Source organism: Tolypothrix bouteillei VB521301 (assembly GCF_000760695.4).
In the GTDB taxonomy this organism is placed as follows: domain Bacteria; phylum Cyanobacteriota; class Cyanobacteriia; order Cyanobacteriales; family Nostocaceae; genus Scytonema; species Scytonema bouteillei_A.
On record NZ_JHEG04000001.1, the window covers coordinates 8,473,195 to 8,499,486 of the forward strand.

At 40.6% G+C, this 26,292-nt stretch carries 18 protein-coding genes; 8 read left to right on the plus strand and 10 right to left on the minus strand.

What is annotated here, in order from left to right; translation table 11 throughout:
- Positions 1-2: 2 nt before the first annotated feature.
- Genes HC643_RS34645 through HC643_RS34660 form a run of 4 tightly spaced genes read right to left on the minus strand, consistent with a single transcriptional unit; the run spans position 3 to position 10,345 of the window.
- Positions 3-7,889: a non-ribosomal peptide synthetase gene (locus HC643_RS34645; protein WP_167844813.1), complete on the minus strand. Its 7,887-nt coding sequence runs from the start codon at positions 7,887-7,889 to the stop codon at positions 3-5.
- A gap of 52 nt (positions 7,890-7,941) precedes the next feature.
- On the minus strand, positions 7,942-8,193 hold the full coding sequence (locus HC643_RS34650; protein ID WP_038078499.1) for an acyl carrier protein: 252 nt from the start codon (positions 8,191-8,193) through the stop codon (positions 7,942-7,944).
- Positions 8,190-9,740 (minus strand): class I adenylate-forming enzyme family protein, encoded by a 1,551-nt coding sequence (locus HC643_RS34655; RefSeq protein ID WP_038078497.1) that lies wholly within the window; start codon positions 9,738-9,740, stop codon positions 8,190-8,192. Before HC643_RS34655 ends, HC643_RS34650 begins: the two co-directional genes overlap by 4 nt.
- Before the next feature lie 47 nt (positions 9,741-9,787).
- The gene (locus HC643_RS34660; protein WP_167844814.1) at positions 9,788-10,345 is read right to left on the minus strand and encodes a chorismate--pyruvate lyase family protein; all 558 of its coding nucleotides are present in this window, start codon (positions 10,343-10,345) and stop codon (positions 9,788-9,790) included.
- A gap of 366 nt (positions 10,346-10,711) precedes the next feature.
- Between HC643_RS34660 and HC643_RS34665 the strand changes: the two genes are divergently transcribed.
- The gene (locus HC643_RS34665) at positions 10,712-10,945 is read left to right on the plus strand and encodes a hypothetical protein (RefSeq protein WP_038078493.1); all 234 of its coding nucleotides are present in this window, start codon (positions 10,712-10,714) and stop codon (positions 10,943-10,945) included.
- 181 nt (positions 10,946-11,126) lie between these two features.
- Here HC643_RS34665 and HC643_RS34670 read toward each other — a convergent pair whose 3' ends face one another.
- The gene (locus tag HC643_RS34670; RefSeq protein WP_167844815.1) at positions 11,127-12,152 is read right to left on the minus strand and encodes an aromatic ring-hydroxylating dioxygenase subunit alpha; all 1,026 of its coding nucleotides are present in this window, start codon (positions 12,150-12,152) and stop codon (positions 11,127-11,129) included.
- 423 nt (positions 12,153-12,575) lie between these two features.
- Between HC643_RS34670 and HC643_RS34675 the strand changes: the two genes are divergently transcribed.
- The 4 genes from HC643_RS34675 to HC643_RS34690 all read left to right on the plus strand — a co-directional run bounded on the left by HC643_RS34675 (position 12,576) and on the right by HC643_RS34690 (position 17,237).
- Positions 12,576-13,772 carry an ABC exporter membrane fusion protein gene (locus HC643_RS34675; RefSeq protein WP_038078504.1) on the plus strand — a complete coding sequence of 399 codons (1,197 nt, stop codon included), beginning with the start codon at positions 12,576-12,578 and terminating at the stop codon, positions 13,770-13,772.
- Positions 13,769-14,944 (plus strand): ABC transporter permease DevC, encoded by a 1,176-nt coding sequence (devC, locus tag HC643_RS34680; RefSeq protein ID WP_038078491.1) that lies wholly within the window; start codon positions 13,769-13,771, stop codon positions 14,942-14,944. The genes HC643_RS34675 and devC (HC643_RS34680) overlap by 4 nt, the downstream gene beginning before the upstream one ends.
- Positions 14,945-14,965: 21 nt before the next feature.
- Complete coding sequence (locus HC643_RS34685) at positions 14,966-16,081, plus strand: alpha/beta fold hydrolase (protein WP_038078489.1); 1,116 nt, start codon at positions 14,966-14,968, stop codon at positions 16,079-16,081.
- 217 nt (positions 16,082-16,298) lie between these two features.
- Positions 16,299-17,237: a manganese catalase gene (locus HC643_RS34690; RefSeq protein WP_038078487.1), complete on the plus strand. Its 939-nt coding sequence runs from the start codon at positions 16,299-16,301 to the stop codon at positions 17,235-17,237.
- Between the two features lie 89 nt (positions 17,238-17,326).
- Here HC643_RS34690 and HC643_RS34695 read toward each other — a convergent pair whose 3' ends face one another.
- Complete coding sequence (locus HC643_RS34695; protein ID WP_038078483.1) at positions 17,327-18,412, minus strand: hypothetical protein; 1,086 nt, start codon at positions 18,410-18,412, stop codon at positions 17,327-17,329.
- A 566-nt stretch (positions 18,413-18,978) separates the two neighbouring features.
- On the opposite strand from HC643_RS34695, the gene surE reads away from it, so the two are divergent.
- The gene (surE, locus tag HC643_RS34700) at positions 18,979-19,659 is read left to right on the plus strand and encodes a 5'/3'-nucleotidase SurE (protein WP_038078480.1); all 681 of its coding nucleotides are present in this window, start codon (positions 18,979-18,981) and stop codon (positions 19,657-19,659) included.
- 78 nt (positions 19,660-19,737) lie between these two features.
- Here the strand turns inward: surE and HC643_RS34705 are convergent, their stop codons facing one another.
- Positions 19,738-20,037 (minus strand): hypothetical protein, encoded by a 300-nt coding sequence (locus HC643_RS34705; RefSeq protein WP_038078502.1) that lies wholly within the window; start codon positions 20,035-20,037, stop codon positions 19,738-19,740.
- A gap of 749 nt (positions 20,038-20,786) precedes the next feature.
- On the opposite strand from HC643_RS34705, the gene HC643_RS34710 reads away from it, so the two are divergent.
- Positions 20,787-21,464 (plus strand): sugar transferase, encoded by a 678-nt coding sequence (locus HC643_RS34710; protein WP_038078478.1) that lies wholly within the window; start codon positions 20,787-20,789, stop codon positions 21,462-21,464.
- Between the two features lie 262 nt (positions 21,465-21,726).
- On the opposite strand, the gene HC643_RS34715 is transcribed toward HC643_RS34710, so the two are convergent.
- From HC643_RS34715 to HC643_RS34725, 3 genes are all read right to left on the minus strand, one after another.
- A complete protein-coding gene (locus HC643_RS34715; RefSeq protein ID WP_038078475.1) occupies positions 21,727-22,416 on the minus strand; it encodes a DevA family ABC transporter ATP-binding protein in 690 nt (229 codons plus the stop codon).
- A gap of 50 nt (positions 22,417-22,466) precedes the next feature.
- Entirely contained in the window at positions 22,467-23,663 is a 1,197-nt protein-coding gene (devC, locus tag HC643_RS34720; protein ID WP_038078277.1) for an ABC transporter permease DevC, read from the minus strand.
- Positions 23,664-23,746: 83 nt separating this feature from the next.
- Positions 23,747-25,162, minus strand: coding sequence for an HlyD family efflux transporter periplasmic adaptor subunit (locus HC643_RS34725; protein ID WP_038078280.1), 1,416 nt, complete (start codon positions 25,160-25,162; stop codon positions 23,747-23,749).
- Positions 25,163-25,647: 485 nt separating this feature from the next.
- Between HC643_RS34725 and HC643_RS34730 the strand changes: the two genes are divergently transcribed.
- Positions 25,648-26,271, plus strand: coding sequence for a TetR/AcrR family transcriptional regulator (locus HC643_RS34730; protein ID WP_038078282.1), 624 nt, complete (start codon positions 25,648-25,650; stop codon positions 26,269-26,271).
- The last annotated feature ends 21 nt before the right edge of the window (positions 26,272-26,292 follow it).

The window sequence follows — 26,292 nt, forward strand, 5'->3', positions numbered from 1 at the left end:
GCTCAAAACTCCACTACTTCGCTACTGGCTTCTTTAACTGATAAATTTTGTGTTACCAAATCCACTACTTCTATGTAAGCTGCTATCCCCGCTACTGTGGGAGACTCAAACATCATTTGTATGGATAGATCGAGTCCAAAAACTGAGTTAATCTCTGACAAAACTTGGGTAGCGAGTAAGGAATGTCCTCCCAGTTCAAAGAAGTTATCATTAACACCAATACGTTCAACGCCTAAAACTTCACTCCAAATTTGAGCGACCTGAGCTTCAATGGAGGTACGAGGTAAAACAAAGCCAGTAGAAAGATTTCTAGTTGCGGCATCAGGTGTTGGTAGAGCGCGACGATCTACTTTGCCATTGGGGGTTAAGGGCAGGTCATTGAGAACAACAAAAGCTTGAGGCACCATATAATCGGGTAGCTTCTGTTGAATATACTCACGCACCTGTGGCACTAGTTTCTGAACTAACTTGCCGTATAAAGGATTATTGGTGCAGTCAGTCCAAGGTTTGGTAATGACGGCTGAACTATCCCAAAAAGCAATCCCCTTTTGTCTGTCAGATGTCTGCGTTGAACTATTGCGGCACAATACCACATCATAGCAACCATCCTGACTGCTCTCCCACCAACTTAGGTGGACATCATAGCCAAGTTGCTGACCCAACTGGTAGAACTGTTCTGGGTCGATCCCAACTGTTGGCTGTTGTGCGAGTACTTGCCGCAGTTGGTTGACTGTTTCAACAGCTGGGGGATTTTCCAACCATTGCCAAATCTGTAATGCTTGCTGCACGCGTTGATTCGGCACACGCCTGATTCCTAGCTGTTTTGGTTGCTCTTTTTGCAGTCGATTTTGAATTTGCGTAAAGGAGAGCCCGTCTAGCTGCCAGTTTAACCAAGGAATGACTCTATTTTGAACGTGAGTACCAATATGGAGGGTAACATCATAGCGGAATTGGGTTAACTCATTTTGAGCGTAACCGCGTTTGGGCTGAATCTCTACCGAACCAATCTGCGGAAAACGTGTCTGGAGGGCAATAAAGAAACCCGGATCGATAACCAATTCTTCCTCGGTGGCCATACTCTGATGTACCTGTTGCTGCCATTGCTCAATAGTTTTATCCCCAGCAGCTTGGGACAACTGTACGGCTGCATGGTATGGTTCTAGCAATGGCAAGCTGCGGACATCGCCCACGAAGATTGTACCCTGTTGAGCAATTGTGGCGATCGCTCCTTCTAGAACTTGCAACAGATACTCAATGCTGGGGAAATATTGGACGATTGAGTTCAATATAACAGTGTCAAATTCTCCTTGTGGGATGCCGTCAAAGTTATCTGCAAGTTGGTGCAATAACTGCACGCGATCTAGACCATCAACTGTGCTGCATACTTGCTCAACGTGCTGTATGGCGGCGATGGAATAATCTGTTCCCCAATACTGTTGACAGTGCTTGGCAAGACGAGATAACAATAATCCCGTTCCACAACCAATTTCTAATACGCGCTGGGGAAAGTTAGCTTGAATGCGGTTGACTGTATTCTCAACCCACTCCTGCATTTCTCGGTCTGGGATGGGCTGTCTGGTATAACTGCTGTTCCAACCTGCAATATTAAACGTCAGGTTATCTGTGGATGTTTGATTTTGGCTGTAGAGTTGTTCGTAAAGCATTTGCCAATCACTAACATACTCACTTTGCCATTGAGAAACTTCCTGAGGTAATGTTGGACGATGAAGCGCAGGAACTAAGTAAGCTACCAGACGTTTATCGCCGGGGGTGTCTTCTCTTACTACTACAACACTCTCTTGCAGCAACGGGTGTTGACTCAAAACGGTTTCAATTTCTCCTAATTCGATACGGAAACCGCGAATTTTCACCTGATAATCAATTCGACCGAGAAATTCAATATTCCCATCACTTAAGTAACGTGCTTTATCCCCGGTTTTGTAGAGGCGGTCGGAAGAGGGGAAAGACGGGTGCAATTTATCTTTTGCTCCCTTGCTTCGACTAAAGGGATTGGGAATAAATTTCTGTTGTGTTAACTCCGGTCGATTGAGATATTCTTTTGCTAGACCATCGCCGCCGATATAAATTTCTCCTGGTACACCAACGCCCACAGGCTGTAGTTGGGGATCTAATAAATAGATTTGTGTGTTGGCAATTGCTTGCCCGACGGGAATGGTTGTAGCGTCTTCGGGGATATCTTTTACTAAGTACCAAGAACTAAATGTTGTGTTCTCTGTCGGTCCATAAACATGGAGCAGTCGCTGCGGCGCACCATTCTTGAGTACTTCTTGCACCCATTTAGGATCGACGGCTTCGCCGCCAAATAGGAGATGTCGTAGTGAATTGAAAGCAAAGGGGACTTCCTGAGCGATTTGATTGAACAAGGCAGTTGTTAAGAATAACACGCTGACACCTTGCGATCGCAGAAAAGCGGCGAATTCTCTTGGCGATAGTGCTAACTCTTTGCTGACTCCTACCAACCGCGCCCCATTCAATAATGCACCCCAGATTTCAAAGGTTGCAGCATCAAAGGCATAATTTGAGGCTTGGGCAATAACATCTGTTGGTTCTATGTTGATATAGTTTGTGTTAATTACCAAGCGGTTCACAGCTCGGTGATCGACAGCTACTCCTTTGGGTTTCCCTGTAGAACCGGAAGTGTAAATGACATAAGCGAGATTGCTCGATGTTACTGCTGCTGTGGGGTTTTGCTGGCTTTCAAGAGCGATCGCACCTGCATCAGTATCAAAGCAAACAACACGCGCTTGGTGTTTGGGAATTGCATCAGTTAATTTCTGTGTTGTCAACAGTACCGATATCTGTGTGTCTTCTATGATAAAAGCCAAACGCTCTTTAGGATATTCTGTATCCAAAGGCACATATGCCCCACCTACCTTAAGAATTGCCAATAACCCAACAACCATAGATACAGAACGTTCCACACAAATACCCACCAGCACGCCTGGTTTCACCCCCAGTTTTTGCAGGTAATGTGCTAGTTTATTTGCCTGTGCATTCAACTCCTGATAAGTAAGCTTTTGTTGTCCAAAAACCACCGCAACTGCATTACTGTTCCGTTCCGCTTGGACTGCAAACAAATCATGAATACATTGTTCTCTTGGATAATCCGTTTGGGTAGCGTTCCACTCTACTAACAATTGATGCTTCTCTTGTGCTGTCAGTAGAGGTAATTGACTGACTAGTTGTTCTAGATTAGTAACAATCGCTTCCAGCAAATTCTGGAAATGTGTCATCATCCGAGCGATCGTTACCGAATCAAATAAATCGCTGCTGTAATAGCAAAAGCCCTCAAGACCTTCAGCAACTTCCCAGAGGTGAACTTCTAGGTCAAACCGTACCGCCTCAAGCCCCCAATGCATTTTCTCAACTGTTAAACCGGGCAAATCCCAGGGGTTTGTGGGCGCATTCTGAAGGGCAAACATCACTTGTACCAGTGGGTTGCGATCTAAATTGCGCTCCAGTTGCAACTCTTCAACTAACATCTCGAAGGGCAAGTCTTGACGATCGTAAGCGTTTTGAGTCACTTGTCGTACCTGCTCCAGCAAGGCTTTTAAAGTCAGTTCTGCAGACAGATCGAATCTGAGTGCTAAGGTATTGACAAAAAAGCCAATTAACCCTTCAATTTCTTTGCGGTTGCGATTTGCGATCGGAGAACCAATGACAAGATCTGTTTGACCGCTATAGCGAGACATTAACACGACAAATCCCGCCAATAGTGTCATAAACAGAGTTGTTCCAGACTTGTGGCTCAGTTGTCTGAGCCGAGAAGTTAGCAAAGCATTTAGTTGAAATCGCTCTGTTCCTCCTCGAAAAGTTTGGATAGCTGGGCGGGGACGATCCGTAGGTAATTCCAACAAAGGTGGCGCTGCGGCTAACTGTTGTTTCCAATAACTTAATTGAGGTTCAAGTACCTGAGTTGTCAGCCATTGGCGCTGCCATAAGGTAAAGTCGGCATATTGTACGGATAACTCTGGTAATTCAACCGCACTATCCGTGGTAATGGCTCGATAATGGGCAGAGAGTTCGCGGTTCAGCACGCCTATTGACCAACCATCAGCAGCAATATGATGAATGACTACTAGCAGTACATACTCATCAGTCGCAACTTGCCACATCTTGACCCGCAACACGGGATCTTTCGCAAGATCGAAGGGTTTGTAAGCTTCTTCGAGCGCTAGTTGTTCTACTTGTTGCCAGGGATCTGCCACATTTTGCAGATCCACCACTGGTAATATTATGGCTAGATCGGGGGCTATTACCTGTATTGGCTTGTCATGCTTGATTTCAAAACGAGTCCGCAGAACTTCATGCCGCCGTACCATCTCTCCAACCGCTTGTTCCAAAGCTTTGATATTGAGATTCCCCACCAAACGCATGGCGAAAGGCATTGTATAGGCACCACTTTCGCCTTCTAAATGATGGAGAAACCACAGACGTTCTTGCGCCCAAGATAGCGGTATGTTTTTTCTTGTGGAAACGGGTAAAATTGCTGGAAGCGTCAAGCTCGAACCAGTTTCCAGTTCGCGTAAGATGACTTCACTTAACTGCGCGATCGCCGGTGACTCAAATAAAGAACGCAACGGTAACGAAATCCCAAAGGCTTCTGGCAAGCGGGAAATTACCTGCGTAGCTATTAGAGAATGTCCTCCTAGTTCAAAGAAATTATCGTGAATGCCTACTTTCTCTAACCTCAGTACTTGAGACCAAATCAGTGCTAATTTTTCCTCAATGGAGTTGCGGGGTGCAACAAATTTATCTGCTATCTCACTAAGTAAATCTGGTGCTTTTAAGGCACGGCGGTTTACCTTACCGTTGGGAGTCAGGGGTAGGGCTTCTAGAATAACGAAAGCACTAGGAACCATGTAATCTGGCAGTTTAGCTTTCAGGAATTGCCGCAATTCTCTGTTTGTCGGTATCACCTCTTTTTGCGGCACTACGTAGGCGACTAACTGCTTTTGTCCTGGGATATCTTCACGCACAATGACGCTAGATACTTGTACATCGCCATGTTGACTCAGTGCTGATTCAATTTCACCCAATTCGATCCGGAACCCGCGAATTTTTACCTGATTGTCAATACGTCCTAAGTATTCAATGTTGCCATCCGGTAGATAACGTGCTAAATCCCCACTTTTGTAGAGGCGGTCGGAAGAGGCAGAGGGGAAAGACGAGTGCAAGTTATCATGTGCTCCCCTGCTCCCCTGCTTCCCTGCTTCCTTGCTTTGACTAAAGGGATTGGGAATAAATTTCTCTTGTGTCAACTTAGGACGGTTGAGGTAGCCTCGTGCCAAAGAGACACCACCAATGTGCAATTCTCCTGGTATACCGACGGGTACAGGCTGTAAGAACCTGTCCAGGATGTAAATCTGCGTGTTCGCAATAGGACGGCCAATCGGAGGAAGTAACGGCCAAGTCTCTACTGGATTAGCCAAAGTTAAATTGGTTACAACATGGCTTTCCGATGGCCCATAATGATTGTGCAACGTACAATCATTTAATTTGCTTAACCATTGAGAAATCGCGGGGGTAATCTGCAACTGTTCCCCAGCAGTAATAATTTCCCTTAGATTATTAGTAACTGATTCACTATCAACAGCGACTTCAGCTAATTGCTGCAACGCAACAAAGGGAACAAACAGCCTCTCAACAGCTTTTTCTTGCAGAAAATCTAACAAAGCCAAAGCATCTAGTCGCAATTCTTCCCTAATCAAAAGCAATGTGCCTCCCGAAAACCAGGTAGTGAATATTTCTTGGAAGGAGACATCAAAGCTGATAGGAGCAAATTGCAGTGTTCTTGCTCCGCCAGAAATTGTATTATTTTGCAGTTGCCATAGAATCAGATTGCAAAGAGCAAGTTGATTCATAGCTACACCTTTAGGTTGACCTGTAGAACCTGAGGTGTAAATTACATAAGCTAAGTTAGTTGCTTTTACATTGGTAATTAGACTATCTCGATCCGATCGAGAAATTGATTCCCAATCAGTATCCAAACAGATAAACTCCGCTTGATGATTCTGTAACCTTTTAAGCAATTTTTGTTGAGTCAACAGGATGGAAACATCTGCATCTTGCAGCATGAAGCTTAAACGCTCTTGGGGATATTCAGGGTCAAGTGGCACATAAGCCCCGCCTGCCTTGAGAATGCCCAAAATTCCTACCACCATTTCTAGCGAGCGCTCTACACAAATACCAACCAGCACATCTGGTTTTACACCTAATGAGCGTAAGTAATGAGCTAATTGGTTAGCACGAGAATTTAATTGGTGGTAAGTCAGTTGTTGATTTTCAAATACTACAGCTACAGCATCGGGTGTAAGCTCAACCTGCTCTTCAAACAAATGATGGATACATTTATCTTTTGGATACTCTGTTTGAGTATTGTTCCATTCCACTAATAACTGTTGTTGTTCAATTGTTGTTAGTAGAGGTAATTCCAAAATAGACTGCTGTGGATTAGCAACAATACCTTCCAGTAAGGTCACAAAATGCCCCGCCATGCGGGTAATTGTAGCTTGCTCAAATAAGTCAGAGTTATATTCTAAACTTGCACTCAGTCCTTGCTCGCTCTCTGTTATCGACAAAGTTAAATCATATTTAGCTGTTGAGCTTTCTATTTCTAGGCGAGTTAGAGATAAACCAGGTAATTCTAATTTTCCAGGTGGCGTATTTTGTAAAATAAACATCACCTGAAATAATGGGGAGTAGCTGAGGTTTCTTTCTGGCTGTAAAGCTTCTACTACTTTCTCAAACGGTACATCTTGGTGAGAGTACGCTTCCATTGCTACTTGGCGCACTCTTTGCAGCAACTCCCAAAAGCTGGGATTTCCAGAAACGTCAGTACGCAACACTAAAATATTGACAAAAAAGCCGATGAGAGATTCTATTTCACTACGGTTGCGGTTAGCTATTGGGGAACCGACGATAATATCTTGTTGGTTGCTGTAGCGTGATAGTAAGATGACAAAGCCAGTCAGCAGAGTCATAAATAAAGTTGAGCCTGACTTTTCGCTTAGGCTTTTGAGTTTTTGAGTCAGACAATCGCCTAGCTGAAAGTGCTTGACACCGCCACGGTTTGTCTGCATGACTGGGCGCATTCGGTCGGTAGGAAGTTCTAGCAGGGGAGGCGATCCTGCTAATTGTTGCTTCCAATAGTTCAGCCGATCGTCCATGACTTGGCCTTGCAGCCACTGTTTCTGCCAAACAGCAAAGTCTGCGTACTGGATAGGCAGTTTAGGTAGGGGAGAGGACTTGCCAATAGAAAAAGCTGTGTAGCAAGCTGTCAGTTCACGCCACAAAATACCTTCAGACCAACCATCAAAGGCAATGTGATGGACGCTCAGGAGTAACACATATTCATTCTCACCCAGATGCAACAAGGAAGAACGCAACAGCGATCCTCGTGCTAGATCGAAGGGTTGTTGAACTTCTTTTTTGACCAGTTGTAAAACTTGAGTTTCTCTTTCTTTCTTAGGAAGTTCTTGAAGATCTACTATAGGTAAGGTCAATTTGAAGCTGGGAGCGATCGCCTGAACACGTGTGTTTTCCGCAACTACAAATGTAGTTCGCAATGTTTCATGGCGTTGGATGATTTCATTTAGACTATTTTCTAATGCCGTAATGTTTAACAAACCCTGAAGCCGAAAAGCAAAGGAAACATTATAAGTAGAGCTATCTGACTGCAACTGGTAAAGGAACCATAATCTTTCTTGAGAAAAAGACAAAGGCAAGTCTTCATTCCGAGATACAGGTACTAAAGCTGGAGCTTGATTTTGTACTTCAAGAATGCTTGCGATCGCTTGCCAAATATCTTCTCCTGTTTTTACTGACTTGCTTGGTTCTAGTGGATTTCTTTCCGTAGAATTACTCATTGTAGTCTTTTTGCTTCAGGTTTGCAGGGATATATTGAGTTTCTAAAAATGCTTAGCCTTGCTTTTCATTAATTAGCTTGACAATACTTGCTACATTTTGAAAATTTTCTGCATTAATATCACTAGCTACAAATTGAATCCCAAAAGTATTCTGTAGTTTAAGCACAAGTGTCATGGCATTGACAGAATCTAGACCTATGCTAAAAAGATTGCTATAATCTGACAAATCATCACTATTTATATTTGGTAAAAGACTTAGTACAATGTTTTTAGTTTTTTGTTCTATTAAATCAATACTTCTCATGATTTTATCAGTTCTGATAGGTGATCGATTAAATTTTTTCTTAGTACTTTGCCTAATGGGCTTTTGGGAATTTCCTCACGAAATTCGATAAGTTTTGGAACTTTAAAATCAGCTAACTTGCCTTTGCAATAAGATAAGATATCATTTTCGTCACAAATATTTCGGTTTTGAGGGACAATAACCGCCTTAATAATTTCTCCTGCATACAAACCTTTGATACCAACAACAACGGCTTCTTTAACTTGATGATGAGTTATCAAGATATTTTCTATTTCTAGTGGATCGACTTTGTGACCTCCTGTATCAATGAAGATTTGCTTTCTACCAGTAATATAAACGCGTCCTGCTTCATCTTTCTTACCTAAATCACCCGTAAAAAATGAACCATTTTTAAATACTTGTTGATTTAATTCTGGTTTATTACTATATCCTTGTGTCAGTGCTTGACTTTTAATAACTATTTCTCCAATACTTCCAGTTGGAAGTTCTTTACCTGTATCATCAATAATTTTAATTTCAATATTTTTTAAAGGACATCCTACAGAATCGTATGTATTTTTTAGATCTTCATCTAGATTGATCGCCACAGAACCTGCTTCTGTGCAACCGTACAGTTGTCTCACAGGAATGCCAAATCTTTGAAAAAATTTATCAAAAATCTCTTTTGATAAAAAGTTACCGGCAGAAAAGCACAGTCTCAGCCTGGAAACATCAAATTGAGTATCATCTGGTGTTTCTGCTAGAGTATTAAATATATAAGGAACAGCAGGTAAGATAGTAATTTTTTCTTTTTCTATAATTTCTAATACTCTGGAACGTCTAAAAACAAATGGTACTTCGATGGCTTTTCCCTGATGTAAAACTTGTTCTAAAATCACTAAAGTAGCACCATTACAAGTAGCTGCTAGTAGGCAATTTCCTAAACCATGCGCGTGATAAAGTGGCACTACGCATAAAATATTATCTGCTGGAGTTATATTAATAGTTTCAGTAAAATTTTTAACTTCGTGATATAAATTATTTTGATTTCTACAAACTTTCTTAGGTTTACCTGTAGAACCAGAAGAATATTGATAAAGTACATTACCTGTAAAAGTAGAGGGATTAGAGTTTTTTTCTGCAATTGTTGAGTTATTTACTTCTTTGGTAAGTAAAGCAATATCATCCAAAACAATTAACTCTATTTTTTTATCAATTTTTGATATAATTTTACGACTAATTTCTGCCCCATCGCTATTGGTAATTATTGCATTAACATTGCTGTCAATAATGTAGTATTTAAGTTCATCCTCTTTAAAAAGAGGATTAATGGGCAAAGCTATAGCATTCAATTCTGCGATCGCATAAAAAGCGATCGCAAACTCCGTACTGTTAGGTAAAATTAAGGCTATACAGTCACTTTTGGCAATACCAATTTTGCTTAGATGGTTACTTAAGTATGTAATATAAGCATATAGTTCTTGATAACTAATCTTTAACTGGTTACAGGAAAGCGCAGTTCGTTCCGGATACTTTTTGACAATTTCGACAAGCCTTTGTTTTAACATTTTTATCCTTCCATTACTTTTTAAAAGTATACGGGATTAAGTTCAATTTATTTAGAAAATAAATTATTCATTTTCTTTATAAAATAGCTTTCTGGAAACTTTTCCGTAATCATCATTATCGGTTGTCGGTTAGAAAAAACTCGATAAGTTCGAGAAAGCATTTTATCTTCTTCTGAAATATTAAAATAATGAAATAATTCTTTAGATGTTTCTATACCTGACTCAATTATTTCTTTAAAAGTTTCAAGTTTATGCTCTAACCAGAGTCTACCTATCGGTTCTTGCGATTCAATTAATCTGGATTTAAATGTACTATCTAGTCTTTCAGGTACAATTATAGATTCAGCATAAATAAAGTTATTTAAACTAATCTTACCACGTAATAAAACTTTTCTGCTAATTACTTGAGTATTTACATCTATGTCTAAAGCAGGAATAGGTTTTGCAATTTCAATTAATTCTTCTGATAATTTGACTAATTGAATTTTTTCTAATAGATAAGCTTCTAAAATTTCTGTCAATGTTCCATCAGTTGTAAGTAAAATCCTTTGAAAAGAACTTAAATTACGTGGTTCAATATATTTTTGGGTTAAAACTTTATGCATTTTTTTATTCAGAATTTATATGAATATTGTGTTGGCAAATCCTATAGAAAAATTGTATGTTTTCTAGAAGAAAATATACTGAATCATGCACAGTTAACAGAGTATACTTACTTGCGAGAAGCCTTATGCTTGTGTTTAGTCTGAAGTAGATATTAACAATTTATTTATTGGTTTTCTCCAAACAAATGTACAACAAAAAATCATCTTACTTTTATCAAAATAATGCAATAACAGTTAAGACAGTTAAGAAGATAGTTAAAACATTCTAATTATGACAGTTAAGACAGTTAAGACAGTTAAGATAAATAAGGATAAATACCATACGTAGCAATATGATAGAATCCAAAGTCAAAAAGACGGGGTGTTTTGCTGACCTCTACAGGTTTACAACGGTTGCAAGCAGCAATTTCGGCTGTAGAGATCGCACAGAATAATGGAGAACGCTTTACTCTAGATGAGTTAAGCGCTCGCATGAAGGTTTCCAATAAAACATCCAGTCGATTGTGGTTTTTGAGTGGTGTAGATCGGAAGACTCTTCAACTTTGCTTTAGCGCCTTCAATATAGAATTACACAAAGAGGACTACAGCTCGGTAAGTTGAGTTGTAGTTTCTACCTAAGAAACTACTTGCTCAAGCAAATCACAAACCTTGCATACACATACTGCTTGTAGTCAGAAATGTTAAACATTGATACAAAAATTTACATAAAAACTTAAGAGAACTCTGTAAAGCTCAAATGAGTCAACATAACAATTTCATTATACGCGAATTTTTTTGCAAACTAAATATCTTCCCAAGTTCCCCATTGTAAGGGTTTTTGTCTTTCAACATGATCGATTAATTGTATAATTGGTCGGTCTATTTTAAGAGGTGTTTTAAAATTAAACTGAATCGTTTGAAAAATTTTAGTATCACCTTTGATAAAATGAATTCCAAAAATATGAGTTAGCCATAATATGGCTCTGCTAAATATCAAACTAATTATTCCCTTGCGTCTGTTCATTAACAAAAGAGGCTGAACTTCCGTTTTTCCTTCTTGAAGAAGGCGCAGTGCAAACATTAAGTGTAAACGAAAAAAACTAGTACTAATCGTTGCTATTCCAGTACTACCATACCAATAACAAATACTGTATTTAATAGTACCCTTATAGAAGGGACGAATCAGCTTAAGATAAAAAGAAGCCCTGCCATCATATTTAGTGTTGTTGAAGAGAATTGCATTTTGATTTAGTTCTTGATTTTTAAAAATAATTTCTGTTGCTAATTTATGAACTGTATTGAAATGTTGAAGATCGATAGCATTAATCATCACAACATTAGGATGGCAGTTCACGATTATCCGAGGTCCAAAAGCAATATCATACTTTTTTTGTTCTAACTCTGGCGTAAAAGGGATAGATTGTTGTGGTGTTTTTCCAGTCCAGATCCAAATCAATCCGTACTTCTCAGCAGTGGGCCAGATTTTTAACTTCACAGGAAGTGGCTTATCCAAACACGGAATACTAACACAGTTCCCTTCAGCGTCAAACTTCCAGTGATGAAAAAAACAGCGTAACGTATTCCCCTCAATTTTGCCTTCTGACAAATGAGCACCCATGTGCGGACAGTAAGCATCTGCGATAGTGACTTTTTTATTTTCACCACGATAAATCGTTAACTCTTTGCCTAAGATTGTTACAGGTTTGACTTCACCTATTCGTAAATTGTTAGATGGCATCACCCAATACCATCCTTCAATAAACACTTCTGGATTATTAAAAATTTTTAATTTACACGTAGATATAAATTTTTGTGTCTTATAATTCATTTTCTTTTAGGGCATTATTAGCGGATAGTTATCGTTCTAAAACTATCGCTAAGAAATCTTGAAAACAGTTATTATAATTACAAATAAAAAATGAAAGAATAATAAGCTAAATAATTAAAAATGCTACACACACGTACGCGATCGCTAAACTCAAATTTCTAGCATAGATTACAAATTTATATTAAAAAAGCGAATATTCTGTTTTCACAAAAGAAAATCAGTCTCTTGTGTCTAAAAGTTCTATTGAATTTCTGGAATCTATGAATTACAGCCTGCGGAGGCAGGCTTAGTTTGTGTAGCCGTGATTTCTAATCACTTAGTTTGTGTAGCCGTGATTTCCAATCACAAGCGTGTTTTTTCACTCATTGGGATGCTCCCATTAAAAGTCTGTTTCTTCAAACAATTTCTCACAGGTAATCTATGGTGCAAAACTCCAAGCTAAAGTACAGATTGTCTTCTAAGTCTGTTCTACATTTATTTGTTTTTATAAGTATCATTACATTTTTATTAGCTGGTGGAATAAGTATTTATATAGTAAAACACCTTCAAAATTCTACAAAGCAAGAGCCACAGACATCAACAACACAACTCCCTAAGCTAACAACAGTAACAGCTTTAGGATGGATCGAGCCAAAAGGAAAAGTCATTAAACTCTCTGCTACCACATCTACCGAAGGAAATCGAGTAGAGCAACTGCTAGTACAGGAGGGTGACACAGTCAAAGCAGGACAGGTCATTGCAATTCTAGATAGTCGCGATCGCTTAGCAAGCGCTTTAAAAGAAGCCCAAGAACAACTAAAAGTAGAACAAGCAAACCTAAAACGCATACAAGCAGGTGCTCAACGAGGAGAAATTGCCGAACAAGAAGCCACTGTTGCTCGCTTAGAAGCACAACGCCAAGGTGATATTAACACTCAAGTTGCTACCACAGATAGATTGCAAGCTGAGGTACGCAATGCAGTAGCCGAAAACCAACGATATCAAACACTCTACAAACAAGGTGCAATTTCTGCTTCCCAATGGGATAGCAAGCGCTTAGCGTTAGAAACAACACAAAAAAATTTGCAAGAAGCACAAGCGCAATTGAAACGTATTCAATTGACCGGTCTGCAACAAATTGAAGAAGCAAAAGCAAAACTAGATCGAATCGTTAACGTGCCAAAAGAGGATGTGGAAGTCGCTAAAGCAGAAGTCAATCGTGCTATAGCAGCGCTAGATCGAGCAAAAGTCAATTTGCAACAGGCTTATGTAAAATCACCCCAAGATGGTCAGGTTTTTCAAATCCACGTCCGTCCGGGAGAATTAATATCCAATAATGGCATTGTTGATATCGGACAAACCAGCCAAATGTATGCCATAGCTGAGGTTTACGAAAGCGATATTAATAAGGTGCATCCAGGACAGTCAGTCCAGGTTGTAGGTGATTTTTTACCTATTGAATTGCAAGGAACGGTGGAACGTAAAAGTTTGCAAGTACGGCGACAGAATGTTATTAACACAGATCCTCTCAGTAATATTGACAACCGAGTGGTAGAAGTTTATATCCGACTCGATCCTTCTTCCAGCCTGAAAGCTGCCAACTTAACTAATATGCAAGTGAGGGCGGTTATTAAACTGTGATAAAACTAATCCAACAATTGTGCCGGCGAACACCTTTAGGATGGCTGCAACTCAGTCATGAAAAAAGCCGTCTGCTTGTGGCATTATCTGGTATAACCTTTGCTGACGTTCTCATGTTCATGCAGTTAGGTTTTCATACTGCACTGTATGACAGCAATACCAGATTGCATCGCAGTTTACGAGCAGATATTGTTTTAATAAGTCCACAAGCTCGGAATTTACAAAGTTTGTCTGTCTTTTCTCGTCGGCGATTGTATCAAGCAATGGATATACCGGGGGTAAAGTCAGCAGAAGCAATATATTTCTACAACATGATTTGGAAAAACCCGCAAACCCATCGAGAAATGGGGGTGTTAGCAATTGGATTTAATCCAGATAAGCCAGCTTTTGACTTACCTGATGTTAACCAACAATTACAAGCTGTTAAATTTCCCGATACGGTTTTGTTCGATCGCGGTTCTAGAGGTGATTATCAAAAGGTCATTACTCAAGTAGCGCGAGGTAAAACCCTAACAACTGAAATAGAAGGGCGAACCGTTACTATTACTGGTTTATATAAAGTAGGGGCTTCTTTTGGAGCAGAAAGTAACTTAATTACCAGCGATCGAAACTTTTTACGTCTATTCCCCAGAAGACAATCCAGCAGCATTAGTTTGGGTTTGATTGAGGTCAAACAAGGATACGAGCCAAAAAAGGTAGCAGCTATGTTGCAAGCTTACCTGAGAAATGATGTCAGAGTGCTAACACATGCAGAATTTGTGGAGTTTGAAAACAATTTCTGGAGAAAAAATTCCCCGATAGGATTTATTTTTAGTCTGGGTGTCTCTATGGGGTTTGTAGTAGGTGTAATTCTTGTCTATCAAGTTTTATCTGCAGATGTTAACAGTCACGTGAAAGAATATGCAACTCTAAAAGCCATGGGCTATTGCGATCGCTATTTACTCTGTGTCATCTTTGAAGAAGCTCTAATTTTGGCAATACTGGGCTTTATTCCGGGAACAGTTGTGTCTTTAGGGCTTTACCATCTCACTCGCACCGCGACAAATTTGCCCATGTATATGACAGCCGTGCGTGGATTACAGGTGCTAATACTAACTATTATCATGTCTAGTCTTTCCGGTGCGATCGCAACTCGCAAACTTCGCTCTACCGATCCTGCGGATATGTTTTAGAATTTGGAAAATGCGTTAATTATGAACGTTACCAGGGACTTATCAACTGAGAGCTTATCACTTTCCAATAGTTTGCAGACTAACAATGGAATTTTATCTAACAAAGAAGCACTTTTAGTATTAAGTCAAAATTCCTTTTCATCTTATTGCTCTGCTCTGACTCATAGCACTGCATCAGTCACTTCCCAAGAATTTGTGAGTCAAGAGATTGCTGAAGAGCAAACTCAAAGGGAATTGCCTGGTGAAATAGCAGGAGATATTGCTAATTGGGGATTAACAGAAGATGGAAGTGAAGCTAAACCAAGATACTATAAAGATGGCGTTCATCTCTACCGTTTTGATGCTAACGGACGAACCTACCAAGGGATTGAGTACGCAAAAGAGACAATCCTGGTGATTCATGGTTGGAAAAACTCGTCTGACGATGAGATTTTTCGCAATTTACAGCAAGAACTGGCTAAACAAAATCCTTCCAAACAAGTCTTAGCTCTAGATTGGCGAGAGCCAGCAAATCATGACGAAGACAAGGGTCTGCAACCTAAATATACATCAGGCTCTGTTGCCCCAGTTGCTCAATGGGCTGCTAGAACTCTTAATAACTTGGAAATAACAGCTCGGCAGTTGAGTGTTGTAGGTTTTAGCCTCGGAGCATATGTTGCTGCCGAAATTGGCTTTCTTTTGGGCAAAGTTGCTCATCTTACAGCTTTAGATCCTGCCAATGAAGCTAGTAGTTATGATATTGATGGCAATACTTTTGGTCAGCAAAAACCCAAGCCTTTTGGAGATGTGGCTTATGAATCGTTAGCAGTCGTCGTGTCAGACGAAAGCGGAGGTTTTGCTGGTGATAACAACTATGCAGCTACTGCCAATAGTTCTTTTCTGTTACGTTTTCGTGGGGATAATTGGAATGAATATGACCGGAATGTCAAGTACCATACTGGAGTGGTAGAAGTGTATACAGATTTCATTTCTCGCCAGCGCAGCCTACCTGCTTTTGAGTCCAATCGCTTCGACAACAATGGAGGTAATGGCTCAATCCATGAAGGTTGCTTTAATATCAACCGTCGTGATGAACATTGGTATGAGGATGGTTTTGACTATTTTTCAGGCTCAACCCAATTGAGACGTTGGGTTTGACAGTGACCAATGGCTGTCAATGCTGTCAGGATATGTCTGGCAATACAATAACCTCGGTCAAGTTACTTATTTTTCATCTATTGTTTTGTATAACTGTGGAATGATGTAGAGAGCCTTCAGATTAGGTTTCCTAGTAAGCATGAGTGGCTGGCACAAATATCAGATTTTGGGGAAGCCTGAATTTGTGCCAATCCAAGTATTCATTGAGGAATGAATCATGTTTTATCATACCAAGAAACTACAGTACTTTAAAGCACCAGAAAGACCAGACGCTCTTTACGCAAAAAAAATTCAGGAACTTATTGGCGGTACTTTTGGTGAGATGACCGTAATGATGCAGTACCTGTTCCAAGGTTGGAACTGTCGCGGACCTGCTAAATACCGCGATATGCTTTTGGATATCGGTACCGAAGAAATCGGTCACGTTGAAATGCTAGCTACGATGATTGCTCACTTGCTGGATAAAGCACCTATTCAATTGCAAGAAGAGGGAGCACAAGACCCAGTTGTGGGTTCAGTTATGGGTGGTACTAAAGCACGCGATACTATTACGGATATTATAGGGGCAGCAATGAATCCCCAGCACGCTATTGTCTCAGGTTTGGGCGCAATGCCTGCTGACAGTGTTGGTTTTCCTTGGAATGGTCGCTTTATCGTTGCCAGTGGTAACCTGCTAGCAGATTTCCGTTCCAATCTTCATGCTGAATCTCAAGGACGTTTGCAAGCCGTGCGAATGTACGAAATGACTAATGACCCTGGTGTTAGAGATACCTTGAGTTTCATGATTGCTCGCGATACCATGCACCAGAACCAATGGATTGCAGCTGTTAAGGAACTAGAAGAATCAGGATTGGAAACAACTCCTGTTCCCAGTTCCTTCCCACTGGATTTGGAGAAGCGCGAGTTTGCATATCAGTTCTGGAACCACTCTGAAGGTACTGAAAGTGCTGAAGGTCGCTGGGCAAAAGGTCCTTCTCCAGATGGCAAGGGTGAATTCCAGTATATTGAAAATCCCAAACCTCTCGGACCAGAACCCAATCCACCTCAAACAGATCCACGGCTCCATGGAACTCAACTCTCACCTACAGCCGGAACGGGACAAGTTCAAGGCGGAAATGGTTCTCCTTTGATCGATCGCACCACCATTAGTAAGTAATACCGATTTCCGCGCATCTTAACAAGACAAATAAGATCCCCTCAAACTTAGAGGGGATCTTATTTGGCATTACGCCCCCTGCAATACCATTAATTATGCGAGCGATCGCGGGCATCCAAAAATGTTTGCAGCAGTCCTCGAGTGTAAGGTAGTAAAACCGATTTATGTTCCGGGCTTAAACGCTTGAGCAATTCTTCTATTAATAATTGAGTCGATACTTCTGCTATCTCCCATTTCACTTCTATACATCCTAAAACCATGATGCATAAGTTAATAAGTTCTTGCTCTACTGGAATTAAGTTTTGTTCTAAAACACACAACCAAAGGTAGGATTGAAACATATTAAGATCTCGAATGCTTGAATGTGCTACATCAGCATCTGCTAGCCAACCACTACGACTGTGGTAGTTGGGAAAAATTTCAACAAGTCGATAATGAACGCTGCGTGCGATTTCCTCTGCAACCGATATCATTTGCTCTACGACAGTTAATGCTTGCGATCGCGGTTCATGCGTCGCCGCCGCTGTACAAACTCGCTGCCAGGGCATAGCAACTTGTTCCTCAACAACCTTCAAGTATGAACTCAACAGAAGTATCTCTATAGGTGTTAAGTAACTTAGTATTAACTTATTTGTAAATTTTAACTGCGTGGTCATAAACCCCAAGGCACGCCAATCTTTAGACGCCAAAAGTTGCTCTTGAAACACTAGTAATATTGGCTCTAGATCGTATGATATCTGGGCCAATGTTGTCTGGTCGAGCGATAAAAGCGATCGCATCTCAAAAGCCCAATTGGCATTTGATGATTTTGCTGTGTTTGGAGCAAGGCTGAGCGATCGCTGTTGATAAACTTGCAGTAGTTTTTTGTACACCCGTGTGGCAAATTGCGTTATTCGTCTGGCTTCATTCAAATCTAAAACATTAGGGATATAATTGTGCAAGGTCTTAGTTTGTATCCAAGCCATTTGACTGTTAATATCCAATATATTGTCTGTCAACTTTGTTACAGTTAGAGCACGCCCCTCTAGTGAATTAGCTATTATGAGAGATTCGTAATTTGAAGAGTCTTGTAACAACAACAGAGAGGAGAGGTTAGGTGCATAACGCTGCGCCCAAAGGTCGAGCAAGGTGTTAACTGAGGAACTTTTAACAGAATGAAGGCTTTTTAGTAACATTGTTTTCTTTTATAAATAGCAATCGATCAAAAAACCTGCTTGTGTAATGCTTTTACACGGTTATTTGAGATGCTCCCCAAGTCTGACTCCTGCTTGTAGCCAACCACACCAGTTCTTACTTGTCTCGAACAAGAAATCGTATATAATTATACCCTAATATATGCGGACTCAATATTACGTGTCACAAATCGCTGATAAATAATATACCAGCAGTATCAACCACCCTTGCCAAGTAAATTTTGTTAAGAGAGTTTAAAATTGATTCTCTTTATAGTATGCAATATGATGCCTGGGGATAGATTTAAAAAATAAAACTAGTATATGAAGGTAGAAATACGGACGCAGATGGCAGAAGGCGCAAAAGATCTGAATATAAACTTTTTGCCTGTTACTAATGGTTTCCTTATTTTCGCTAACTTATACTAGTAGTTATATTATCATTAACAACCCGTACATAGAGACCCTACATAGAAACAGATAGGGAATTCCGTGAAAGGACAGCAGAGAAAGGGCAGATGGCAGAACGTAGAGAATAAGATAGTTATTTCAGTAAAATACAGCCAACTATGACCTTTATTCTTACAAATGACGACGGGATCGATGCTCCTGGGATTCGCGCACTTCTAAAAGCCGTCAATAGTCAAGAAGTTCTGATTGTCGCCCCAAGAGATCACCTCTCTGGCTGCGGACACCAAGTCACTACCACTCAAGCAATTCATGTTAACCGACGCTCAGACAATGAGTACGCCATTGCAGGCACTCCTGCAGATTGTGTCAGAATCGCACTGTCACATATTTGCCCAAATATCAAATGGGTACTATCTGGCATCAATGCTGGAGGAAATCTCGGAGTTGATGCCTACATTTCCGGTACTGTTGCTGCCGTGCGAGAAGCTACAATGAACGGTATTCCCGGAATTGCGGTGTCTCACTATCGCAAACGTAATGTAGTCGTGGATTGGGATGTTCTGGCAAGATGGACATCTCGTGTTTTGGCTGATTTACTCAACCGTCCTTTAGAATCAAAGACCTTCTGGAACGTCAACCTACCCCACCTTATGCCAGGAGAACCCGAGCCAGAAGTTGTGTTTTGTCAACCCTGTACAAAACCGTTGCCTATCAACTACCGTATTGAAGGTGAGAATTTTTACTATTATGGAGAGTATGCCAAACGCGATCGCACTCCTGGTAGTGACGTGGATATATGTTTTTCAGGTAAAATTGCCGTGACTCAGTTAAAGATTTAACGAAGAAAGGCTAAAGGATGAAGGATCGAAGCTACAACAGGGTAAGGTAACGTTCTTCGACCGTTCATACTCGATCCTTCATTCCGATGGTCCTTCAATTAAAGTCATCAGACGATCTAAGGTTCGCGTAAGTTGTGTGAGTTTTTGTAATGAGTCATCTTGAGTGTCCGCAAGAGTTTGCACGGCATCACACAGCGCAAAAATTTGATACCCTTGCTGCTGGAGTTGTCGTCCTTGTGCTTCAACTTGGACGCTAAGAGTATCCACTCTTTCCGCGAGACGTTCTATAGTCTCTGTAGTAGAAAGTACAGCTTCTCCAATTTGTTCCACGATGGACTCCAATCTGCTTACTTTGATTTGAGACCCTGCCAGTACCATAATATTTGCACCTTTATTTTGAGAGTTGTCGGTAATTTCTCGTAAAAAATTTGAAATAGATATATAGTCAGCCATGCAAAATAAACATTGCTGATTGAATAGTATTCTGCTGGTGTTCCCAACACACTGGTGAAAACCCTTAATTTAGAGAGGTTTCACGATTTGTAATGAAAGTATTTTCTCGGAGATTTAGAAAACAAATTGAAATTTTGTTCATTACACACTTTCTAGAACCTTAATCCAAAAATTCTAAAAAACTGATTTTTGTTTGGACATCTAGACCGAGAATTTATAACTTAAAAGCATTTTCAGATAAAGACACTACAACCTTAGGAGCGCAATGCATTACGCCCTTACAAAGGGTGCGATTCATCTAATCGAAAACTGCTATGTTATAAATCCAACATTTGGATTTTGCAATCCAATCTTAAGAGAGGTGACAAGTAGAAACTCCATCACCGATCGCGGGCGATCGGTGACCAATTAGCGATCGCCGCTCGCTTGTGTACTTAAGATAGTAGCAAATTCTAACACACAGTACAGCAAGATGTCATATTTCTCTTTACAATTCATCTTACAAAAGTTCAATTTATTTTCCTTTATGCGAAATTTATAAAAAAACACGATCCCGTGCAGATGGATGAAGATTCAGTGAAAGTACTGTTGAGCTTGATTCCCTTTTGTGAAGCTTCTTTTATAGTCAAAGTAATATTGCGTGATTCTACGTTTTTCGCTCAACTGGCTTGACAATGTACCAGATATCTTACACAACTGTTATTGAAGGTGCAGCTGCTAATACTTGGGATTTGCAACTAAAACCTCATGCTTCTGTCAACTCCAAATTTAAACGTCTCTTAGATATCCTAGGAAGTTTAGTAGGACTACTGATTCTTGCAATTGTATTCCTACCCGTGGCAATAGCAATTAAACTAGATAGCCCCGGACCAATCTTCTTTTCTCAAGAACGTTACGGGCTTCACGGACGCTCCTTCCGCCTGTGGAAATTCCGCTCCATGGTTTCAAATGCCGAACAATTGAAATCAATAGTAAAAAATGAAGCCAACGGTCTCATTTTTAAAAATAAAAATGATTTTAGAGTGACAAAAGTAGGACGGTTTTTAAGAAGTACGAGCTTGGATGAGTTACCACAGTTTTGGAATGTTCTTGTAGGCGAAATGAGTTTGGTAGGTACTCGTCCCCCTACAGCAGATGAGGTAGCCCAATACAATCAACGCCACTGGCAACGGTTAAATGTAAAACCTGGGTTAACTGGTGAATGGCAAGTCAACGGTCGCTCTCACATCAAAGATTTTGAGCAAGTTGTGGATCTAGACTTGCAATATCAAAAGAAGTGGTATCCGTTGTACGATTTACTTTTGATTACCCGGACATTTATCATCCTTATAGGTCGAGTTGGAGCTTTCTAGAGAAACTAGCTATGATTGATTAATCATTAATTTGTAGCTAATACTCACTCAACTTACAGGGTTGGTAAAATATGCGATATTAGTACTAAATATTACGCAAACCCAAGTCAGCGATGCATAATAATATGGGGGTGATTCCTAATATGGAATAGCACCCTCTTATTTATGTCATCAGTCATTTGTCAACAAGATAGCTCGATACTGTTTGGATGATAATTTACTACTACCATTCCAGAATTTCAGCAACCCTATCTGCCAATTCTTACCCCGCAACAGCAGCACTTGCTAACTTACCATCTTCCATACGAACAATGCGATCGGCAATATCCAAAATACGGTTATCGTGAGTTACCAAAAGGATAGTACAACCTTGCTCTTTTGCAAGTTCATGCATTAAGTTAACCACATCTCGACCTGACTTACTGTCAAGAGCGGCGGTTGGTTCATCTGCTAGAACAATTTTAGGACGACTCACAAGAGCTCGGGCGATCGCAACCCGTTGTTTTTGTCCTCCTGACAAGTCATCCGGGTAGTAATTGAGGCGATTTCCCAACCCTACCAACTCCAGCATTTCAGCTGAATGTTTTAACATCTCATTTGGAGAAAGACCCTTATGCAGTTCCAAACCCATCCTTACATTTTGTATTGCTGTTAAGCTATTGTGTAAATTGTGAGCTTGAAAAATATAACCATTACTGCGTCGAGCTAGTGTCAATTGTTCTGCACTTGCACCGCAAAGTTCTCTTCCTAACACTTTCAAACTTCCATATTGCGCGGATCGCAATCCACCAACTAAGGTCAAAAGAGTCGTTTTCCCCGAACCAGAGGGACCCGTCATAATGATAATTTCACCAGCGTAGATTTCTAAGTTGATGTCAAAGAGGACTTGTTTGCGGAGTTGACCTTTCCCAAAGTAGTGTTCTAGATTTTGGACAATGATAACAGGTTTCATAATGGCTAATGGCTAATGGCTAATGGCTAATGGCTAATGGCTATTAGCACTTAAAACATATCCGCAGGATCGGCAGATTGAACTTTACGAGTGGCGATCGCACCAGAAATCATACACATAACGATAGTTAAAATTTGTACTTGCAGTGCGCGTGCCAATGTCATATATAGTGGCAAGTTAGTTGCATTTCTTGTCAGGGTGTAGAGACCAAAAGATACTGTTATACCTGGTAAAAAACCCAATACTGCCATTATTATGGCTTCTTCAAACACGACTCCTAGTAAGTAGGCATTGCGATATCCCATTGCTTTGAAAGTGGCATATTCTTTCATATGGGCATTGACGTCAGTGGAAAGAACTTGATAGACAATAATCACTCCCACTATAAAACCCATCGCTACACCTAAACTGAAGATAAAACCAATAGGTGTATTTTGTTGCCAATAACCTTTTTCAAATTCAACAAATTCTTCTTTTGTGAAAACTTGAATATCATGACTGCCTTTAAGATGAACTTTTAACGCATTTGCTACTTGCTTAACTTTTTCTGGTTCCTTATAGTCCGGTTGCAACTGAACTAGACCTAAATTTACGCTTCCTGCATCTTGCTTGCTAAAGATGCGTAAAAAGTTTTGATCGCTAGTTATCAGACTGCCATCTGCAATAAAGGAAGCTCCAACTTTAAATAAACCGCGAATCGTAATTGTTCGTCGTTCTATTTCAGTGGTAGCAGGTTTGTTTTGACTGACTTGGGCATAAACTTTTTCATACTCTCCTCTAGAACCACTGTCAAACAGTACGGTATCTGGAAGCTTGATAGCGTTTATTTGACTGTTGACTTCCGGTAAATCAAAGGCTGGTCGATCCGGATTGAACCCCATAATCAATACACCAGTTTCCTTGCGTGTTTGGGGATTTTTCCAATCAATAAAACCAAGATACATTCCATCCGCTGACTTGACCCCCGGTATATCTCTTGCTTGTAACAATCTCCTTCGGGGAAATGTAGACAGGTATGCCAAGTTTCGTGCTTGAGGGCTAACTAAAAAAATGTCAGCATTCATGCTGCGATGCAATCGAGTGTTACTATCAAATAGTGCAGTCTGAAAACCCAACTGCATAAACATCAGAACATCAGCAAAGGCAATACCTGAAAGTGCTACCAAAAAACGCCCTTTTTGATGGGTGAGTTGCAGCCATCCCAAAGGCGTTCGTCGCCCTATTTCTTGAACAATGAACCCAATCATAATACGATCACCCACTTACTAACTACTTTACAGCCGCAAGGCATTGCGCCTCTAGCAACTACTAAGGACTAACAACTCATGAATTACAGAGCGATCGTTGCTGTAATTTGCAAATTAGAGAATTGTGCTGCTTTCCGGCTCGATGAAACATCGAGCCGAACGTGGACTTCCACGACTCTTGCATCGATGTTGCTTGTAGGATCGCTGTTAACGACGTTTTGCCTCTGGACTTGCCAACCAACTCGCTCCACGACTCCTTGTAATTCATCAGGCATAGACTCGCTTGTTAAGCGTACTCTCTGACCCGTTCGCACTTTCTTGATATCGCTCTGATAAACTTCTGCTACTGCATACATCTGGCTGGTTTGCCCCATGTCTGCAATGCCTTCATCAGATACGACTTCTCCAGGACGGCTGTAAATCTTTAAGACTTGACCTTCTTGAGGCGATCGCACAAAAGCTTGTCTGAGATTTGCTTCGGCTTTTTTCACGGCTGCTATGGCTCGATTGACTTCAGCTTGAGCTGTTGCCACATCCACAGCACGCACTTCGGCAATTCTATCTAACGTCGAGCTGCTTTCTTTAATTTGCTGGTCTCGCGATGTTTCAATACGCTTGAGGTTTGCTCTGGCTTCTGCGAGTTGTTGTTCTCCAGTAGCTTCTATACGTTTGAGGTTAGCTCTAGCTTCTGTAAGTTGTTGGTTTCGCGATGCTTCTATGCGTTTGAGGTTGGCTTTTGCTTGTGCCTGTTGTTGCTGTGCAGTTGCTAGAGTTAAGCGCTTGTTATCTAGTAAAGATATAGCGATCGCTCCCTGCTCGTACAATTTTTTATAGCGTTGGTATTCTGCTTGGCTATTGTCCACTTGTGCTTGAAACTGAGCAATTGTGGCTTTTTGTGCTTCTATTTCTGTTTCTTTTTCTGCTTCGAGGCGGGCGACGGTAGCTTTTTGTGCCTCAATTGCTGTATCTTTCTCTGCCTGTAAGCGAGCAACAGTCGCTTTTTGTGCTTCTATTTCTGTCTCTCTTTCTACTTGTATGCGGGCGACAGTCGCTTTTTGTGCATTTATTTCGCCCTGTTTGGCACCTGCTTTTACCTGGGCTAGATTTGCTTGTGCCACTCGCACCTGTTCTTGTGCTTCTGATAATGCTGCCGCAAGGCGATCGCGATTATCTAAAATAGCGATTAACTGCCCTTGTTGTACCATAGTTCCTTCTCGAACTAGGAGTTGTTCTACCCGACTTCCTTCAGCTGATACCGGTGCAGACAGTTTTACCACCTCTCCTTTAGGCTCCAATCGTCCCAATGCTGTTACTGTTTTAATCTCTGGAACAATCGTCGGTTGCTGTTGGCTCGCCGCAGCATTGCTCTGAAATTTTTGTACTGTATAAAGACTTAAGCCTCCTGCTATAAAAGTTGCTAAGAGCACCAGAAGAGCAGGCGGACGCAAAAAAGGCTTTAAAGGAGATGAACCCTCAAACTTGGACGAGTGTTCCAGCATAGTTATGTTTCCATCAGGTAAAAACTAAACCGTTTAGTCTTATAATATATCTTAACTAAACTAATAAATTGAGTTTTGCTTCTACCAGTTTTTATTTATACTCACCAAAGTCTAATCTCCTATGGTGGTTGTGCTTTCCAACACAACTCAAAAGAACCAACTTTTGCGAGATATAGCATAGAAGAAGCGTATCCAAGAGCAGGTGTAGAAACCATATATCTTAGGTAGCATTTTTCTATTTTTTATTAGTGACAAAAAATACATAGATATAATAAGTAGCGAGTGTTGCTTTTTTATAATTTCTATCCTAAGATGTGTTGCAAAAATCCAAATTTAGTAATATGTGAACCCAAAAATTTACGGACAATTGCTCGTAATGAGGTAGTGAAAATTATCCTCTTACTCTCTGTACGGGCGCGGGTGCAATGCATTGCGTCCCGACTTTCGAGACCCTAATTCCTATTCTCACACCAGGACTGTAAAAAATGGTAAAAGCAAGAATAACTGAAGTTGAACGGGATAATTCAGCAGATAAGGTCGAACAGATTTTGCAAGGTGCGATGCAGGAGTTTCTCTCCCACGGCTATGCCGGAACCAGTATGGATAGAGTAGCGTCGTGCGCGGGTGTTTCCAAGGCAACGGTTTACAGTCACTTTCAAGATAAACAAGGCTTATTTAAAGCACTGATAGAAAAACTAGCGCAAGAACGATTTCATTCGGTTTTTGGAACAACACCGTTAAAAGGAAATCCTAAAGTAGCCCTGCGTCGATTGGCATTAAAAGCATTGAATGAGATGCGTGATGACGAAGAGTACCGTGCGTTTTATCGAGTCTTGATAGGAGAGTCCGGGCGTTTTCCCGAATTGGCTCAGTTTTGTGTTGGTAGTTTGATAAAGCCTGCGATCGATACAGTCAGTCAATATCTAGCAACCTATCCAGAACTGAAGATAGCCGATACGGAAGCAACAGCAATGCTTCTTGTGGGTTCATTGAGCCAATTTGTCATGATTCAAGAGACCATGCACGGTAAGAATATTATTCCCATGGAGAGCGAACGATTTATTGACGCGTTAATAGATTTGATTTTGAAGCCAGTTGCGGAAATTTAGCTTGGGATTATTGTTCATTTG

Coding starts and splice junctions, on each gene's coding strand:
- HC643_RS34645 (WP_167844813.1), bottom strand. CDS start 7,889: ATGAGTAATTCTACGGAAAGAAATCCACTAGAACCAAGCAAGTCAGTA.
- HC643_RS34650 (WP_038078499.1), bottom strand. CDS start 8,193: ATGAGAAGTATTGATTTAATAGAACAAAAAACTAAAAACATTGTACTA.
- HC643_RS34655 (WP_038078497.1), bottom strand. CDS start 9,740: ATGTTAAAACAAAGGCTTGTCGAAATTGTCAAAAAGTATCCGGAACGA.
- HC643_RS34660 (WP_167844814.1), bottom strand. CDS start 10,345: ATGCATAAAGTTTTAACCCAAAAATATATTGAACCACGTAATTTAAGT.
- HC643_RS34670 (WP_167844815.1), bottom strand. CDS start 12,152: ATGAATTATAAGACACAAAAATTTATATCTACGTGTAAATTAAAAATT.
- HC643_RS34685 (WP_038078489.1), top strand. CDS start 14,966: ATGAACGTTACCAGGGACTTATCAACTGAGAGCTTATCACTTTCCAAT.
- HC643_RS34690 (WP_038078487.1), top strand. CDS start 16,299: ATGTTTTATCATACCAAGAAACTACAGTACTTTAAAGCACCAGAAAGA.
- HC643_RS34695 (WP_038078483.1), bottom strand. CDS start 18,412: ATGTTACTAAAAAGCCTTCATTCTGTTAAAAGTTCCTCAGTTAACACC.
- surE (WP_038078480.1), top strand. CDS start 18,979: ATGACCTTTATTCTTACAAATGACGACGGGATCGATGCTCCTGGGATT.
- HC643_RS34705 (WP_038078502.1), bottom strand. CDS start 20,037: ATGGTACTGGCAGGGTCTCAAATCAAAGTAAGCAGATTGGAGTCCATC.
- HC643_RS34710 (WP_038078478.1), top strand. CDS start 20,787: ATGTACCAGATATCTTACACAACTGTTATTGAAGGTGCAGCTGCTAAT.
- HC643_RS34715 (WP_038078475.1), bottom strand. CDS start 22,416: ATGAAACCTGTTATCATTGTCCAAAATCTAGAACACTACTTTGGGAAA.
- devC (WP_038078277.1), bottom strand. CDS start 23,663: ATGATTGGGTTCATTGTTCAAGAAATAGGGCGACGAACGCCTTTGGGA.
- HC643_RS34725 (WP_038078280.1), bottom strand. CDS start 25,162: ATGCTGGAACACTCGTCCAAGTTTGAGGGTTCATCTCCTTTAAAGCCT.
- HC643_RS34730 (WP_038078282.1), top strand. CDS start 25,648: ATGGTAAAAGCAAGAATAACTGAAGTTGAACGGGATAATTCAGCAGAT.